This is a genomic window from Micromonospora sp. NPDC047134 (genome assembly GCF_040643455.1).
GTDB lineage: Bacteria > Actinomycetota > Actinomycetes > Mycobacteriales > Micromonosporaceae > Micromonospora.
In genome coordinates this window covers 91,514-106,790 of sequence record NZ_JBEYUI010000014.1, presented here as the reverse complement: position 1 = coordinate 106,790, position 15,277 = coordinate 91,514, and the positions used below count along the sequence as shown (strand labels likewise).

The following is a 15,277-nucleotide window of genomic DNA, read 5'->3' as shown; positions in this document are numbered from 1 at the left end:
ACCGGCGGATCTCGACATCCCCGCTACCAGCGGTTGCGGGCCTCCTCGGCCCAGCCGACCAGCCCGTCCAGATCCACCCGCTCACCATCATCGGTCGTCGCCCAGCCGGTGAAGTGCCCGAAGCACTGGTGTGTCTCGTTGGCGAGCACACCCAGGTTGGTCCGGGCCACCTTCTCGTGGAAGGGGTGAAACCGCACCTGGACCCGTGCCCCGCTGATCCGCCACGGCCGCAACCAGTCGGCACGGTCGTACTCCCAGCGCAGCTCATCACCGATCTTGTGCAGCCGGCCGTCCAGGAAGAGGCCGTTCTCGGTCGAGCCGGTGCCGTCGGTCCACCGACCGCCCAGCTGGATGGCCCGGCCCGGACCACAGCCGGCGGCCCAGTTCCAACGAATCGAGTACGGCCACCGGCCCCTTCCGTGATCCAGTACGGCGAAGGAGTCAGCCTCGTCCACCACATGCGGCACCCCGCTCACCCGCAACGTGCCGCGTACCGGCCGACCGAGATCCTTGACGGTGTACTGGAACCGGCGGGTGCTCCAGGGCACCACCACGCTGAGTGATTCATGTCCCTCCGGCAGCGGCACCACCAGGTCGACCTCGATGTCCTTCGCGGTGGCCCGGATCGTGTTCCCCGCCGCCGTCTGGTCGATCTCGATCGAGATCCCGCCGCCGCGGGCCCGCACCTCACCCGCCCCGCTGACCGGCGGAAAGAGGGTGCCCCGGGCGAAGGGAACCACCGCGACCCGGTCGATCTCCACCCCCGTAGCCCGGTCGAGCACATAGAGGCTGTGCACCCCGGCGTAGTCCAGCGAGGAGGCCACCAGGCCGACGATGTGGCTGGGGGTGACGATCCCCCAGTACTCCCAGCGCTTGTTGCGGCCCCAGCCACGTAGGTTGGCCCGGTGTACCGGACGGCGGCTGAACCCCACCGCCTCCGGCCGCAACCGCCCATCGGCCAGGCACAGGTCGATCGGCTCGGTGATCTCCTTCTCGTGCGTCACGACGGCGAGCCTAGCCACTACCGTGGTTCCGCGATCTGGTCCGGGGGTTCGGTGGCGATCCGGTCCCAGACCAGGCGCATGACCCGCCGTTGAGCGGGGTTCATCTGCTCGACGGCGACGGCACGGAGCACCTCCACGTTCGCCCTGTCGTCCAGGTCCGGGAGGGTTGCCCGATGGTCGTCGAGGAAGCCCTTGAGGGCGGTGACCGCCCGGTCGGCCAGCGCGACGATCTCCTCCTCCGCCGCCTCGGCGGGCAGGTCCAGGATCGCCCGGTTGATGCCGGCAAGCTCCTCCGGTACGCCTTGCAGGAAGGTGACCAGCCCGGTCGTCTCCTCGCGGGAAATCAGGTGGGTCAGGACGATCGCGAGATTTCGTGACGCCGGATCGTCTCCCAGCGCCTCCATGGCGACCAGCGCCTCGGGGGACAGATCGGGTGCCACCCCGAGGCGGACCAGTTCCTCCACCTCGGCGCGGATGCGGTGCAGCTCGGCGATCCTGGTGTCGAGTTCCGCGCGTAGCCCGTGCAGGGACTGCTGGCCGTGCTCCTCGGAGTCGAGCATCCGCGCCACCCGCTCCAGGGGGAAGCCGAGCCGGGCCAAGCGGCTGATCCGCAGCGCGAGAATGAGATGACCGGCACCGTACTGCTTGTAGCCGTTCGTGCGGCGTTCCGGTTCGGGCAGCAGCCCGCTGTCATGCCAGTGACGGATCGACCGCAGGGTGACTCCGACCAGGTCCGCGAGTTGCCGGGTGCTCCACGCCACGATCAGCCCGCTGCTTCCGCTGCCGGCGCCAGCCCGTCCAGCGACCGGAAGGCCGGGGCACTCAGCGCGACGATGACGGTCAACACCATGACGACCGCGATCCCGATGCCGGCTGCCTCCAGCCCACGATCCGAGGCGATCGCGGCGATGGGGGCCGAGGTCAGGGCGGGGGCGGCGAGCATGAGGGCATTCTGGGCGCCAAGCACCCGTCCGCGCATCTGGTCCGGGGTCGCCTCGATGGTCGCCACCCCCAGCACGGCCGACATGGGGCCGCTGGTCAACCCGATGAACACGGCCGCAGCGAGCACCAGCCACGGGGCCGCCAGCAGACCGATCACGGTGAACCCGACGCCGATACCGACCATCCCGATCACGAACCAGGTACGTCGCGACACCTTGCCCACGGTCGCCGCGTACAGGCCGGCGCTGACCAGACTGCCGACCGCGATCCCCATGATGGCGAAACCGCTGAACTCGGGCAGCCTCTCGCTGGTGAAATAGGCAGGCATGATCGTGGCCTGGAGCACCGCGATCACCGCGATGAACACCGCCGTCAGCAGGCTAGCCCCCAGCACCAGCCGATGCCCCACCAGGAACCGCCACCCAACCAAAAGATCAACCCACACGGTACGCACACCCACCCGCGCCGAACTCCCCCCGGCCCGGTTGACGTCGCCCACCTCGGGCGACATCGCAAACGACAGCACCGCCGCGGCAGCGCTCATGGTGGCGGTGATGAACAGGGCGGTGGAACTCACCCCGACCAGCCACACCAGCAGTCCACCCAGGCCGGGGCCGATCAACACCAGCACACCCGACAACGATTCCCGTACGCCGACCAGCCGGTCCAGCGCCCCCGGCGTACCCCCGTCGAGTTCGACGAGCCGGGGCAGCAGGGTCTCCCGCGCCGTCATCCCCGGCATGTCACCGAACGCCCCGACCACACCCAGCACGATGAACCAGGTCAGGTTCAGGCCCCACAGCGCGTCCACGACCGGCACCGCCGCGACCGACCCCGCCGACAGCACATCGCTGATGATCGACACGGTACGCCGGTTGACCAGATCAACCAGCACTCCCGCCAGCACTCCGACGACCGCCGCGACAGCGGTCGTCACCGAGGCGAGAATCCCGACCGCGAGGATGTCGCCGGTCTTGGCGAGCACCAGCAGCGGAAACAGGACCGAGGCGACCCCGTTCCCGAGCAGAGACAGACTGTACGACCCCAGATACGCCCACGTGCTCCTACTCATGGGGGCGATCACAAACTATGCCGCCACGGCACAGTCAACCCTGAACGCCCACTCCTGCCCGGGCAGGTGGGGATTCTCGTCCGGACCGATTGTGAACGGGCCGACACCTGTCGGGGTGTAGGCAGGCGGGATGCCGGGTACCTCGCGCCCTACCCCTTACCCCTGCCCAGGAGGACCCCATGACCGTCGTACTCGCCGTTGTCTGCAGCGACGGGGTGGTGATCGGCGCGGACTCCCAGATCACCGAGAGCGACCGTGGTCTGAGCTTCCCCGCCCAGAAGCTGCACCCCCTGGGCGCCTGCGCCGCATGGGGCGGCAGCGGCGCGCGGGGGGTGCTCAACGACCTGCGGCCCCTGCTTGAGGAATCGGCCACCGTCATCCTCGAAGCACCCGACATCGGCGACGAGTTGCAGGAGCGCGTCCTGCCCGTCTTCAAGAAGCACTACAAGAACTACATCCCGGACGTGCCCGGCGAGGGCAGCGGCGGCGGGGTGTCGGCGTACCTGCTCGTGGCCGGCTACAGCCAGGGCGGGCCGTGGATCGTGGAGATCAACCCCAACGGGCTCATCGGCCGCTACGAGGACGTGGGCTTCCACGCCATCGGCTCCGGCGCGCCCATGGCCCAACAGGCCGGCGCGCTGCTCTCCCACTTCCGGATGACCACCCGCACCGTCGAGTACGGCGTAGTGGGCGTGGTACGGGTACTGGAGGCGCTGGAGCAGACCTCGCCGTCGGTCGGCAGGCCGTTCAGCGTCGCGTGCATCCGCGAGGAGGGTGCCCACCACCTCGACGAGAAGGAGATCACCAAGGCGCTGAAGGACGTCCAGCGCTGGTGCGACCTCGAACAGGAAGCCCTCGACCGGCTGTTCGACTGACACCGGCGCCGAGCACGTCACGACTGCGGTAATCGATCAGAAAAGGCCGTCTCCGACTGCCGGAGACGGCCTTTGAACTGGGTGGAGCTGAGGGGATTTGAACCCCTGACCCCCTCGATGCGAACGAGGTGCGCTACCGGTCTGCGCCACAGCCCCTCCGCCGGCTAACCGGCATTGGTCCCACCCGGCTTTCACCAGGCGGGCCGGCGACAAGGCTAACAGGTCTGCCGCCTTGCCCGCGAACCGGCCCGCCATCGCGGGTGGCCGGGCGCGGTTTCGGCGATGTGGCGGTGTCCGGGTCGGTCGGATACCGCAACATCGGCGAAACGGAGTCGATCATGGAAGAAGGGCGGATCAGGCGGAGTGGGAGCCTCGGCCGGCTTCGTAGGGGCGTCCGCGTAGGCCGCCTACCCGGCGGTAGGAGACCGAGCCGCCGCTGGCGGCCGGGGGCAGGTCGGCGGGGCGGTCCAGGCCCATGGCGGCGCGTCGGACGGCTTCCCGCTGGGCGGCCAGGCGACGTTGGGCCTCACGTCGGGCGGCGGCGCGGCGGGCCTGCTCGCGGCGGACCTCGGCCTGGCGGGCGGCGAGCCAGGCGGCCTCGCGGGCACGGGCCCGGCGGCGGCGCTGGTCGACCAGGGCCCGGGCGCGCAGGTGCACGACGTACACCAGGAGCAGGGTGGCGGTGACCGCGAAGCTGATCCAGAAACCGGGGCCGACCACCACGACCCCGACCAGTTCGACGGCGTTGAGCAGGAGCAGTGCGGCGAGTACCCGGCGGCGGCGGTAGACGGCCGGGGTGTGCGGGCGACGCCGGCCCCCCCGACGGCGGGCCCGACCTCCGCCGGACGGGACGGACCGCAGCCGACCAGACCGCCCGGACCGGCGGGACGGCGACCCCTCAGGTTCGGCGGAGCGGCGCCGAGTCGCAGGGGGGCCGGAGACCGGAGCGGCGAGTTCCCCGGAGGCGGAATTCTCACTCAGGGTAACGACTAGAGCGCGCGGCGCATTGACCGGGCGGCGACCCGGGACAGTACGGCGTCGGCGTCGGCGCTGAAGCACCCGCGCCGTCGACGACGCCCGCTCCGCCACCAGCCGCTCGGCGGCGTCGTACCGGCGAACCAGCGCCGGAGCGAGGGCGAGCAGCCCGGCGGCGGCGAGGACGGCGAGGAGCACCGAGGTCGGCACCCTCAACCCCTCCCGTCACCAGATTCGAAGCAGCCACCCACCGGCCGCAGAATCTTCCACCGAACGGCGTCGGCGACGTGAGACATGCGGAGCCGGCAGCGCCTGCCGCAGCTTGCAGTTACTTGAGGTTACGGGTCGACGTCGCTGGAACCACCGCGCCGCGCCGAACCTGCACGTGGGACGCCTCACGGCGCGATCATGGAGTACGGGCGCGGATCCGGTGCCAACGGGCCAGCAGCCCGCCCTCGGCGGCCACTTCCTCACTGGTCATCGCGTATCCGATGTGGTCACGCCAGGCGCCGTCGATGTGCATGTAGCGCGGGTGGTACGCCTCCTCGCGGAAGCCCAGCTTCTCCACCACCCGGCGGGACGGCCCGTTCTCCGGGCGGATGTTGACCTCCACCCGGTGCAGCTCACCTGCGCCGAAGGCGTGGTCGACGACCAGGGCCAGGGCAGTGGGGATGACTCCTCGGCCGGCCACCCGACGGTCCACCCAGTATCCGATGTAGCCGGAGCAGAAGGCTCGGCGCACGATGTTGCCCACGTTGATGTGCCCGACCAGATGCTCCTGGCCCTCGGTGTCAAGGCAGACCGCGAAGGGCATGCTCTCGCCGGCCCGGGCGGATCGCCGCTGGTCCCGGTAGACCCAACGGAAGGTGGCCGGGGAGTTCAGCTGATCCCAGTCGCCGCCGAGGGAGGACTCCCAGGGGGCCAGCCAGTCCCGGTTGGCGCAGCGCACCTCCGACCAGGCCATCGCGTCGGAGCGTCGGTACGGTCGCAGGGTCACCGGGCCGTCGGTGAGCACCGCCGGCCAGCCGGGTGCCTGTCGCAACCGCACCAGTCCTCCCACTTCCCAGCGTCAGCGTCGGCGGTCGAGCAGCAGCACGTCCACCGTGGAGCCGGCGGCGGCGGCGGTCACCCGCTCGCCGAGTACGAGAAGTCCATTCGCCTCCGCCAGGCCGGAGAGGGTGAACGGGCCGCCATTGAGCGGCTGGACAGTGTATCCCCCGCCCCGCCGCTCGGCGACGTGCGCAGGCCGGAACTCCCGCAGCCCGGCCGGTGAGGAGACCGTCTCCAGCAGGTGCGCCCGGACGCTGGGCCGGAACACCGGCTCGGCGCCGGCCAGCAGGTTGATCGCCGGGCGGGCCAGCACCTCGAAGCCGATCATCGCCGCCCCCGGGTCGCCGGGCAGGCAGACCACCGGCACCTCCTCGGCTCCGACCGTGCCGAACCCGAGCGCGGTGCCGGGGTAGAGCGCCACATCGGTGAAGGTGACCGGCCCGGCCCGGTGGCCCTCCCGACGGGAGAGGATCCGGCGGACCATGTCCCCCGGCCCGGTGCCGGTGCCGCCGGTGGTGATGATCAGGTCGGCCCGCAGGGTCTGATCCTCCAGCAGGCCGCGTAGTCCTTCCGGGTCGTCGTCGCAGATCCCCACCCGGTACGCCAGGGCTCCCGCTTCCGCCGCGGCGGCGGTCAGCGCGTGCGAGTTGGCGTCCACCACCTGGCCGGGCTGGCTGCCCCGGCCCACGTCGACGAGTTCGTCCCCGGTGGCCACGATCACCACCCGGGGACTGGGGCGGACCACGACATGCCCGATGCCGGTGGCGGCCAGCACCGCCACCAGGGCCGGTGAGACGTAGGTGCCGGAGCGGGCGAGGACGGCACCCGCGGCCACCTCCTCGCCGGTACGGCGTACCCCGTACCCCCGTTTGGGGACCCGGAAGATCTCCACCGCGGCCATGCCCTGGTCGGTCCATTCCACCGGCACCACCACGTCGGCGGCGATCGGCAGGGGCGCACCGGCGGCTACCGAGAAGCACGAGCCCGGGGTCAGCCGCACCGGACGCCAGCTGGCCGCACCGAGGTCACCGACCACATTGAGTCGTACGGTGCGGCCGGACTGGGCCGGGACGTAACCCACGCCCCGGGCCCCGCCGGCGATGTCCTCCCAGCGCGCGGCGTACCCGTCGACGGCCGCCTGATCGAAGGCCGGGAACGAGTGCGGTGCGATGACGTCCTCGGCGAGGACGTTACCGTGCGCCTGGGTGAGGTCGAGGTCGAGTGGAGGCAGCGCGCGTAACCTGCGCAGCACACTGCCCAGGTAGTCGGCGAGCGGCGTCAACCCGTTTTCGGCCGCCTCGGCGTCGGCCGTCGCGGTCATGTATCCCGACCGCCCGACGCGTCGTTGTTGACGAACTCGGTCAGCCACTTACGGAACTCGCTGCCCAGATCCTCGCGCTCGGCGGCGATCTGCACCACGGTCTGCAGGTACCCCAGCGGCATCCCGGTGTCGTAGCGGGTGCCCCGGTAGACGATCGCGTGCACCGGGGTGCCCTCGGCCCGCAGCAGTTCCATCGCGTCGGTCAGTTGGATCTCGCCACCGCTGCCCGGCTGGGTACGACGGATGGCATCGAAGATCTTGCCGGGCAGCACGTAGCGGCCCAGCACGGCCAGGTTGCTCGGGGCCTCCTCCGGGGCAGGCTTCTCGACCATTCCGGTGACCTTGACTACCTCGCCGATGTCGGTCAGTTCGGCCTCCGCCGGCTCGACCGAGGCGATGCCGTACCGCTTGGTCTCGGAGGGGTCGATCTCGAAGAAGGCCAGCACCACCCCGCCGGTACGGGCCTGAAGTTCCAGCATGGCCGGCAGCAGGGGTTCGGAGAGGTTGACGAACTCGTCACCGAGCATCACCGCGAAGGGTTCGTCGCCGACATGCGACTCGGCGTACCCGACGGCGTGGCCCAGCCCCAACTGCTCGGGCTGGCGGCAGGTGTAGATGGCGGCCAGTTCCTCGGTGCGCTTGACGGCGGCCAGCAGGTCAGGTTTCTCCGCGAGCCGTTCCTCCAGATCGGGTCGACGGTCGAAGTGGTCGACCATGGATGTCTTGCCCCGGCCGGTGATCAGCAGAATGTCGCCGATGCCGGCGTGCGCGGCCTCCTCGACGATGTACTGCAACACCGGGCGGTCCACGACCGGCAACAGTTCCTTGGGCACCGCCTTGGTGGCCGGCAGGAACCGGGTCGCCAGGCCCGCGGCCGGGATCACGGCCTTGACGGCACGGGAGCGGCCGGTGGCGGCGGCCGCAGAGGGGTTCGCTGAGTGCTCCGACATGTCGCGAGACTATCGGCCACAGCGGCAACTCGGCGGGTGAGGACCACAAAGACGCGCCGCCCGCCCGACCGGTTCTGCCGATGCCGGGCCCCGAGGGCTCAGCCGGGCTCGCCGGGTTCGGCCGAGGTGCCGGTGGCGCCGCCGGGACCAGCCCGGGGCAGCCCGTCGGCCGGGCTGCGGGCGGCGGCGGTCACCGGCATCTCCCGGGTGGGGGGCACCGCCGGGGCGCGGCGTACCCCGGCATCGCCCTCGCCCGGGTCGGCGATCCGACTCGGGTGCCGCGCCACCCGCCAGGTGTCCCGACCGGCCGCCTTGGCGGCGTACAGCGCCTCGTCCGCGGCCTCCAGCACCCGCAGGCCGCTCTCGGCGTGATCGGGGTAGACCGCGATGCCGATGGAGACCGTGAACCGGATGGAGTGCCCGACCCCCGCGTGCCCCGGCACGGTGACCGGGGTGTTGCGGATGGCCGCGCCCAGCCGGTCGGCGACGATGGTGGCCCCTCGGGCGTCGGTCTCCGGCAGCAGCACCACGAACTCCTCCCCACCCTGCCGGAAGGCCAGGTCCACCTCGCGGATCTCGCCGCGTACCCGGCGGGCGAATTCGGCCAGTACGGTGTCACCGGCCGCATGGCCGTAGCTGTCATTGATCTTCTTGAACCGGTCCAGGTCGAGTACGAGGACACTGACCATCCGGCCGAACCGACTGGCCCGCTCCACCTCCCGCCGCAGCGACTCGCGCAGGTAGCGGTAGTTCCACAGGCCGGTCAACGGGTCGGTGAGCGACAGCCGCTGGGCCTCCTCGTGGACCCGTACGTTGTCCAGGGCCACCGCCACATGCCCGGCGAAGGTACGCAGGGTGGCCAGGTCGTCGTCGTCGAACTCCTCCCCGCCCAGCCGGTCGTAGAGCGCCAGCACCCCCAGCGGCCGGGCGTGGGCGGCCGACGGGCTGTCCTCCCCGGGTCGGCTACTTCCCGACTCGCCGGCCTCCACGGCGAAGGGCACGGCGATGTAGGTGTGGCAGGGCGGCTCCTCGGCAGAGGTGGCCTCCGCCCGTCCCCGGCAGGGCTGGCCGGTGGCCGCTACCGTCCGGACCACGCTGTCGGCCAGCGGCACCCGGGGTGCCGTGGGGCCGCTCCGGCGCCCGTCGAGCCCCTCGGTGCACTGGGCGACGAGCCCACCCCCCGGCTCGGTGAGCAGGACCGCCCCGGCCCGGGCCCCGGTCGCCGCGAGTGCACTGTGCAGGATCACCCGCAGGATGCGTTGCAGGTCGTGGGTGCTGGCCAGGGTGTCGCCGAGCACGGCCAGGTGGCCGCGCAACTGGTCCCGGCTGCTGGCCAGCGCCGCCAGGTAGCCGCCGGTCTCCCGGGTCATCCGGTTGAACGCCTCGGCCAGCCGGCCGATCTCGTCGCCGCTGCGCACCGGCACCCGGGCGGTCAGATCACCGGCGGTGACCCGGTCCACCGCCCCGGCCAGTTCCACCAGCGGCCGGGTGGTGACCCGGGCCAACCGCCACGCCACCGCCACCCCGAGCAGAGCCGCCAGCAGTACGACGGCGACCAGCACCGGGTACAGCCCGGCGGGTTGATCACTGGGCACGGAGAGCACCAGGGGCAGGGGTTGTCCTCGGGTGGGGCCGGCCCGGCGCAGGTACCGCCCGTCCGGGGTGCTGGTGACCTGCTCCCCGTGCAGGGCGGAGGCGGCGGCCAGGACGGCTTCCCGGCCGCCCTCGGACTCGGTGGAGTGGGCCACCGTGGCCCTGGGCGCGGCCTCGTCGAGCAGGGTCACCGCGACACCGGTCACCGCCGCCAGCCGGGCGACGAGTAGGGGGTCTACCGGGTGCGCGGCGGTCACCGTACCCAGTGGGTTGCCGCCGTCGTCGCGCAGCTCGACCCGGACCGCCAGGGCGGCGACCATCCCGTTGGGCCGGTCGGGGGCGGCGCAGTCCCGCCAGGGGGTCGGCGGGGCGTCCGGGGTGGCGACGACGATCCGGCCGGTGACGTCGGTCACCTGCACGGCTGCGGCGAGTCCCCGACCGACCACCTGGGTGGCCGCGCCCGGTCGGTCGACGGTCAGGGCGACCGCGTCCGCGGCGGCCCGCAACTGCTGGCAGAGGGCGTCGATCGAGGTGCGTACGGCGGTGGCGGCCACGGCCAGCCGTTCGGTGGCGCGGCTACGGTCGACCGCGGTGACGGTCGAGGCGACGAAGACGGCACCGAACAGGATCGGGCCGAACGCCACGGCCAGGAAGGCTGCTGTCAACCGCCCGCGTAGCGTCAATACTTCCCCCCGGAAGTTGCGCGACCGTCGCCTGCGATGCTGACACAGAGCAACCACAAGAAGTGCTTTGCGTGAGGAGTGTTGCGTGCCGGAATTTGCGGAAGACGCGGAAGTGACGCATGACGCGAAGCGAAGAGTGCGCAGGGAGTTGCTGGCCCGCCGCCGGGCCCTCACCGAAGCCGAGCGCGACTCCGCTGCGGCCGGCATCCAGGACGAACTGACGGCCCTGGTACGCCGACTCAGGCCGGACCGGGTAGCGGCGTACGTGCCGGTCGCCAGCGAACCCGGCGGAGCGCAACTGCCGGAGGTGCTGGCCGACGCGCTGCCGACCGGGGCGCAGTTGCTGCTGCCGGTGCTGCGTAGGGACCTGGACCTGGACTGGGCCACCTGGGCCGGGCCGCAGGCGCTCGTCGCCCCCGGCCGGGGCATCCGGGAACCGAACACCCCACGGCTGGGGCTGACCGCGATCTCCACCGCCGACCTGGTCGTCGTACCCGCCCTGGCGGTGGACCGTCGGGGGATACGCCTGGGTCGAGGCGGCGGTTCCTACGACCGGGCCCTGGCCAGGGTGTCCGCGACCGCGCTGACGGTGGCCCCGCTGCACGACGGGGAACTGCTCGACACCCTCCCGGCCGAAGACCACGACCGGCCGGTACGGGCCGTCGTCACCCCCAGCGGGGGCCTGCTCCGGCTCGACACCCCCTCAGGTGTCGTGCCCCACACTTGCGCTGGACGAACCGGGGGCCGATGACGCACCATTGGCACTCGAATGCTTCGAGTGCCAACCGGCCGTGTCAGATCCGGAGGAGAACGTGCCCACCTACCAGTACGCCTGCACCGCGTGCGGTCACCAGCTCGAGGCGGTGCAGTCTTTCTCGGACGAGCCGTTGACCGAGTGCCCCGCGTGTGAGGGGCGGCTGCGGAAGATGTTCAACTCCGTCGGCATCGTCTTCAAGGGCTCCGGCTTCTATCGCACCGACTCCCGCTCCTCCGGCTCGGAGAGCACCTCCAGCAGCAGCACGAGCAAGTCCACCACCGGGTCCGACTCGTCCTCGTCCAGCACGAGCACCCCGGCGAGTTCCTCGTCGTCCGGTTCGACCAGCGGGTCGTCGAGCAGCTCCTCCGGTGGGGGCACGGGCAAGGCAGCAGCCGCCAGCACCACCTGAGCCGGTCCGGTCGGATCAGTCCCAGTGCGGCGGGCGTTCGGCCAGCAACCGGTCGTCGTTGTCACCGGTCCGCTCGCCCCAACCCTGGTCGGTGTCGTCGAGGGTCTGCTCGGGCAGCACCGTGAAGTCGTCGCCCAGGTCGACCACCCGATCGTCGTCGCCCCGGCTGCGGGGTTCCAGCGTGCTCACGAGGCGCAAGGTTAGCCGCTCGACAGGCACCACCGGCAACCCGATGCCGCCGGTGGGCCCGACCTCATAGCCGGGGACGGCGGATCAACCGGGCGCGGCGGAGTCGACCTCGTGACGTGGCCGACCTCATGGCCGAGGGCGGCGGACCGACCATCGGCCGGCCGGACCGCCGTACGGCCCGGTGGTTGGTAGCGTCGGACGGCGTGACGACCTCCCGACCCGGCCCGACCTCCGACGAGCCGTGGCGCCGGCCCGACACCGGCGACGAGGCCACCTCCGGCGCTCCGACCCAGCACCGCCCGGCTGTCGGGCCGGCGCGCTATGCCGGCCCTCCCCCTACGGTCGCTCCGCCGGCCGGCTGGCGACCCCCGGTACACCTTCAGGCCAACCCGCCCCGGCAACTGCCGCCGCAGGACATGATCAGCCTGGACGCGCAGGAACAGCAGGCGCAGCGGGTCACCTGGGGGGTGGGTACGGTCGCCGGGGTGATCCTCGTCGCGCTGGTCTGCCTGCTCTGCACCCGGGCGCTGTTCTGAGGCCGACTACTCGAAGGTGTTGCCCCAGACCATCTCGGCGCCGGAGTGACCGGTGAGCCAGACGTAGATCAGGGCGGCCACCCCTAGTCCCAGTACCAGCACCGACAACACCGGGGCGGTCCAGCCGGGCAGCTTCGGCAGCCGGGCGTACCGGCCGGTCGCCACCAGCAGCAGCACCGCCGTCACCGCCAGGGCCAGGGTGAGCCAGAACAGCACGTCGCCGTAGTCGGCATGTTCTCTGATCTTGTCCAGGATCTCGCCGGAGAAGCCGCGAGCGATCTGCCGCTGCTCCAACGCCTCCCCGGACTGCACGCTGACCCACGCGGTGATCGGGGCTACCACCGCCAGGGCCAGCACCGCCCAGTCCAGGCGGGCCCGGAACCGGGGCAGTGCGACGTACGCGAGGGCCAGCAACACCAGCAACGGTACGAAGACCACGACCGCGTGCACCACCAGCACGTGCAGGGGCAGACCCAGCGCCTTCTCGAACATCGGCACCTCCGGCTAAATGATCGTGGCGGTCAGCGTACGACGCGTCGGGCAACTCGCCCATCGTCCTGCTGGTTCACACGCCGCAGGAGTCTGCGGGGTTCAGGGTCCATCGACTGATCCACTCCTGGTGGCATCGAGCGCCTGGTTGTCGCACCGGGCGTAGCGTGTTGTCATTGACCCATGCCAACGGGTGAGGAGCTGCTCCGGTCGAAGGGCCTACGGGTCACCCGGCCCCGCCTCGCCGTGCTCGACGTGCTGGCCAGCGGCGGCCACCTGGAGGTCGAGGAGATCACCCGCCGGGTACGGGACCGCCTGGACTCGGTCTCCACCCAGGCGATCTACGACGTGCTGGGGGCCCTCTCCCGCGCCGGCCTGTCCCGCCGGATCGAACCGGCCGGCAGCCCGGCCCGGTACGAGGCCCGGGTGGGCGACAACCATCACCACATGGTGTGCCGGGGCTGCGGCGAGATCGTCGACATCGACTGTGCGGTCGGCGAGGCCCCCTGCCTAGACTCCGGCACCTCCCACGGCTTCCAGGTCGACGAGGCCGAGGTCACCTTCTGGGGGCTCTGCCCCGCCTGCCAGGGCCTCCGTCACACCGACCGCTGACCCGGCCGCCCCGGCCTGGGCATGGGGCCGTGGCAGGCTTGGGTGATGGAATCTGCCGACACCGGGCTGTTCGGCCCCGGATCCGTCTCGTGGAAGTTGCACGCCGAGCCGATTCTGTTCGTAGCCGGTCTGCGCTCGCTCTACCTCCAGGCCCTGCACCCCAGGGCGATGGCCGGGGTGGCGCAGAACAGCAACTACCGCCGGGACGCCTGGGGTCGCCTGATCCGCACCGCCAACTACGTCGGCACCACCCTCTACGGCACCACCGCGGAGGCGGAGGAGGCCGGCCTACGGCTGCGGCGGCGGCACGCCCGGATGACCGCGGTCGACCCGGACACCGGGGAGCGGTTCCGGATCGACGAGCCGGACCTGCTGCGCTGGGTGCATGTCACCGAGGTGGAATCGTTCCTGGACACCGGCCGCCGGGCCGGTGTGCCCCTGGACGACGCCGAGGTGGACGCCTACTACACCGAGCAGCGCCGGGTGGCCGCCCTGGTGGGGCTCGATCCGCAGACCGTACCCGGCACCGCCGCCGAGGTGGCCGAGTACTACCGGCAGGTCCGTCCGGAACTGCGGATGACCAAGGAGGCCGCGGAGACCGCGCTGTTCCTGACCGCCCCACCGTTGCCGTGGAAACTCAGCCTGCCGGCCCGGATCGGGCTGAACCTGGGCCCGCCAAGGTGGGCCTACCTGGGGGTCGCCGCCACCGCGTTCGCCCTGCTGCCCGCCTGGGCCCGACGGCTCTACGGCGGGCTGGGCCTGCCGACCACCGCCCTCTCGGCCGACGTTTCCGTACGCGCGCTGCGGCTGGCTCTCACCGCCCTCCCCCGGGACTGGCGGGAAGGCCCGATGCGACGCGCCGCCGAGGAGCGGGCCGCCCGCCTGGCCGGCGCCCCCACCGGCTGACCGTCAAGAGCGTGGGGGGTCAGTCCTGCTCGGCGAGCGGCAGGGCGGGACGGTCGACGGCGGCCCAGGGCTCCTTGCCGGGCAGGTCGGCCCCGGCCGGGCAGGTGCGGCGGAAGTCGCACCAGGCGCAGCGCGGGCCCGGGGTGGTGGGGAAGGCCTCGTCCGGGTCGCCGCCCTCGGTGACCGACCGCTCGGCGGCCATGATGTCCCGGGCGGTCTCCTCGGCCCGGGTCACCTGCCGGGCCAGTGACTCGACGGTGTGTTCGTGGGCCGCGACCGTGCCGCTGGGCAGATGGTGCAGCTCGACCCGCCGGCAGGGGCGGCGGAATACCCGCTCGGCGGCGTACGCGTAGAGGGCCAGCGCCTGCGAGCCCCGGGCGTCGTCGGCATCCAGCCCGGCCCGGCCGGTCTTGTAGTCGACGATCACCAGCTCCGGGCCCTCGGCTCCGGCCCGGCCGTCGATCCGGTCGGCGCGGCCGTTGAAGGCCAGCACCCCGGTCTTGACCGCCACCACCCGCTCCACCCCGACCGGCTCCTCAGCCGGATCCAGCCCGTCGACGTACGCCTCCAGCCAGCTAAGGGCCCGCCGGTAGACCTCGCGTTCCTGCTCCTCGTCGCGGTATCCGTCCCGCACCCAGGTGCCCTTGAGCAGGGTGGGCAGCACCTCGGGGCGACGCCGGTCGACCGGCAGGGCGTACCAGTTCTTCAGGGCGGTGTGCACGCTGGCACCGAGGGAATTGTGCGCCCACGGCGGGCCCTTGGGCGGGGCCGGCCGGTCGACGTAGGAGTAGCGGTAACGGCGGGGGCAGTCGGCGTACGCGCCGAGCCTGCTGGGGGTGCAGACGAACAGCCGCTCCGGCATGCCGTCGAAGCCGAGTTGCTCCGGCTGGGGGTCACGCGGCCGGGGCGGGCGC

17 protein-coding genes, 1 tRNA gene and 1 pseudogene are annotated in these 15,277 nt (G+C 72.0%); 6 read left to right on the top strand and 13 right to left on the bottom strand.

Translation table 11 applies throughout. The annotated features are described in order from the left end of the window. Window positions 1-23: 23 nt before the first annotated feature. Genes ABZ795_RS18340 through ABZ795_RS18330 form a run of 3 tightly spaced genes read right to left on the bottom strand, consistent with a single transcriptional unit; the run spans window position 24 to window position 3,018 of the window. Entirely contained in the window at window positions 24-1,004 is a 981-nt protein-coding gene (locus ABZ795_RS18340; protein WP_357531209.1) for a DUF2804 domain-containing protein, read from the bottom strand. Between the two features lie 17 nt (window positions 1,005-1,021). After that, window positions 1,022-1,765: a MerR family transcriptional regulator gene (locus ABZ795_RS18335; RefSeq protein WP_357531208.1), complete on the bottom strand. Its 744-nt coding sequence runs from the start codon at window positions 1,763-1,765 to the stop codon at window positions 1,022-1,024. A 2-nt stretch (window positions 1,766-1,767) separates the two neighbouring features. Next, on the bottom strand, window positions 1,768-3,018 hold the full coding sequence (locus ABZ795_RS18330; RefSeq protein WP_357531207.1) for an MFS transporter: 1,251 nt from the start codon (window positions 3,016-3,018) through the stop codon (window positions 1,768-1,770). Between the two features lie 179 nt (window positions 3,019-3,197). On the opposite strand from ABZ795_RS18330, the gene ABZ795_RS18325 reads away from it, so the two are divergent. Continuing rightward, window positions 3,198-3,893: a proteasome protein gene (locus ABZ795_RS18325; protein ID WP_357531206.1), complete on the top strand. Its 696-nt coding sequence runs from the start codon at window positions 3,198-3,200 to the stop codon at window positions 3,891-3,893. A gap of 82 nt (window positions 3,894-3,975) precedes the next feature. On the opposite strand, the gene ABZ795_RS18320 is transcribed toward ABZ795_RS18325, so the two are convergent. From ABZ795_RS18320 to ABZ795_RS18295, 6 genes are all read right to left on the bottom strand, one after another. Beyond that, window positions 3,976-4,049 (bottom strand) — tRNA-Ala (locus tag ABZ795_RS18320). A 198-nt stretch (window positions 4,050-4,247) separates the two neighbouring features. Beyond that, window positions 4,248-5,084, bottom strand: coding sequence for a hypothetical protein (locus ABZ795_RS18315; RefSeq protein WP_357531205.1), 837 nt, complete (start codon window positions 5,082-5,084; stop codon window positions 4,248-4,250). 190 nt (window positions 5,085-5,274) lie between these two features. Further along, on the bottom strand, window positions 5,275-5,916 hold the full coding sequence (locus ABZ795_RS18310) for a GNAT family protein (protein ID WP_327022852.1): 642 nt from the start codon (window positions 5,914-5,916) through the stop codon (window positions 5,275-5,277). A gap of 21 nt (window positions 5,917-5,937) precedes the next feature. Beyond that, entirely contained in the window at window positions 5,938-7,239 is a 1,302-nt protein-coding gene (gene glp, locus ABZ795_RS18305) for a gephyrin-like molybdotransferase Glp (RefSeq protein ID WP_357531204.1), read from the bottom strand. Then, window positions 7,236-8,189, bottom strand: a complete 954-nt coding sequence (locus tag ABZ795_RS18300) for a UTP--glucose-1-phosphate uridylyltransferase (protein ID WP_327022854.1) — start codon at window positions 8,187-8,189, stop codon at window positions 7,236-7,238. The genes glp and ABZ795_RS18300 overlap by 4 nt, the downstream gene beginning before the upstream one ends. A gap of 98 nt (window positions 8,190-8,287) precedes the next feature. Next, window positions 8,288-10,465, bottom strand: a complete 2,178-nt coding sequence (locus ABZ795_RS18295) for a diguanylate cyclase (RefSeq protein WP_357531203.1) — start codon at window positions 10,463-10,465, stop codon at window positions 8,288-8,290. Between the two features lie 85 nt (window positions 10,466-10,550). On the opposite strand from ABZ795_RS18295, the gene ABZ795_RS18290 reads away from it, so the two are divergent. Further along, window positions 10,551-11,216, top strand: a complete 666-nt coding sequence (locus ABZ795_RS18290; RefSeq protein WP_357531202.1) for a 5-formyltetrahydrofolate cyclo-ligase — start codon at window positions 10,551-10,553, stop codon at window positions 11,214-11,216. After that, a pseudogene (locus ABZ795_RS18285) lies at window positions 11,173-11,418 on the top strand (FmdB family zinc ribbon protein); the annotation flags it as partial. The gene ABZ795_RS18290 and the pseudogene ABZ795_RS18285, both read left to right, overlap by 44 nt. Before the next feature lie 14 nt (window positions 11,419-11,432). Here the strand turns inward: ABZ795_RS18285 and ABZ795_RS18280 are convergent. Beyond that, window positions 11,433-11,624, bottom strand: coding sequence for a hypothetical protein (locus tag ABZ795_RS18280; RefSeq protein WP_357531256.1), 192 nt, complete (start codon window positions 11,622-11,624; stop codon window positions 11,433-11,435). Between the two features lie 22 nt (window positions 11,625-11,646). Next, the gene (locus ABZ795_RS18275; protein ID WP_327022857.1) at window positions 11,647-11,820 is read right to left on the bottom strand and encodes a hypothetical protein; all 174 of its coding nucleotides are present in this window, start codon (window positions 11,818-11,820) and stop codon (window positions 11,647-11,649) included. A gap of 203 nt (window positions 11,821-12,023) precedes the next feature. On the opposite strand from ABZ795_RS18275, the gene ABZ795_RS18270 reads away from it, so the two are divergent. Further along, window positions 12,024-12,356 carry a hypothetical protein gene (locus tag ABZ795_RS18270; protein ID WP_357531201.1) on the top strand — a complete coding sequence of 111 codons (333 nt, stop codon included), beginning with the start codon at window positions 12,024-12,026 and terminating at the stop codon, window positions 12,354-12,356. A 6-nt stretch (window positions 12,357-12,362) separates the two neighbouring features. Here ABZ795_RS18270 and ABZ795_RS18265 read toward each other — a convergent pair whose 3' ends face one another. Beyond that, entirely contained in the window at window positions 12,363-12,848 is a 486-nt protein-coding gene (locus ABZ795_RS18265; protein WP_357531200.1) for a DUF2231 domain-containing protein, read from the bottom strand. Between the two features lie 180 nt (window positions 12,849-13,028). Between ABZ795_RS18265 and ABZ795_RS18260 the strand changes: the two genes are divergently transcribed. Continuing rightward, window positions 13,029-13,457: a Fur family transcriptional regulator gene (locus ABZ795_RS18260; protein ID WP_327022859.1), complete on the top strand. Its 429-nt coding sequence runs from the start codon at window positions 13,029-13,031 to the stop codon at window positions 13,455-13,457. A gap of 45 nt (window positions 13,458-13,502) precedes the next feature. Continuing rightward, window positions 13,503-14,363, top strand: a complete 861-nt coding sequence (locus ABZ795_RS18255; protein WP_327022860.1) for an oxygenase MpaB family protein — start codon at window positions 13,503-13,505, stop codon at window positions 14,361-14,363. A gap of 19 nt (window positions 14,364-14,382) precedes the next feature. Here the strand turns inward: ABZ795_RS18255 and ABZ795_RS18250 are convergent, their stop codons facing one another. Continuing rightward, on the bottom strand, window positions 14,383-15,225 hold the full coding sequence (locus ABZ795_RS18250; RefSeq protein WP_357531251.1) for a PD-(D/E)XK nuclease family protein: 843 nt from the start codon (window positions 15,223-15,225) through the stop codon (window positions 14,383-14,385). Between the last annotated feature and the right edge of the window lie 52 nt (window positions 15,226-15,277).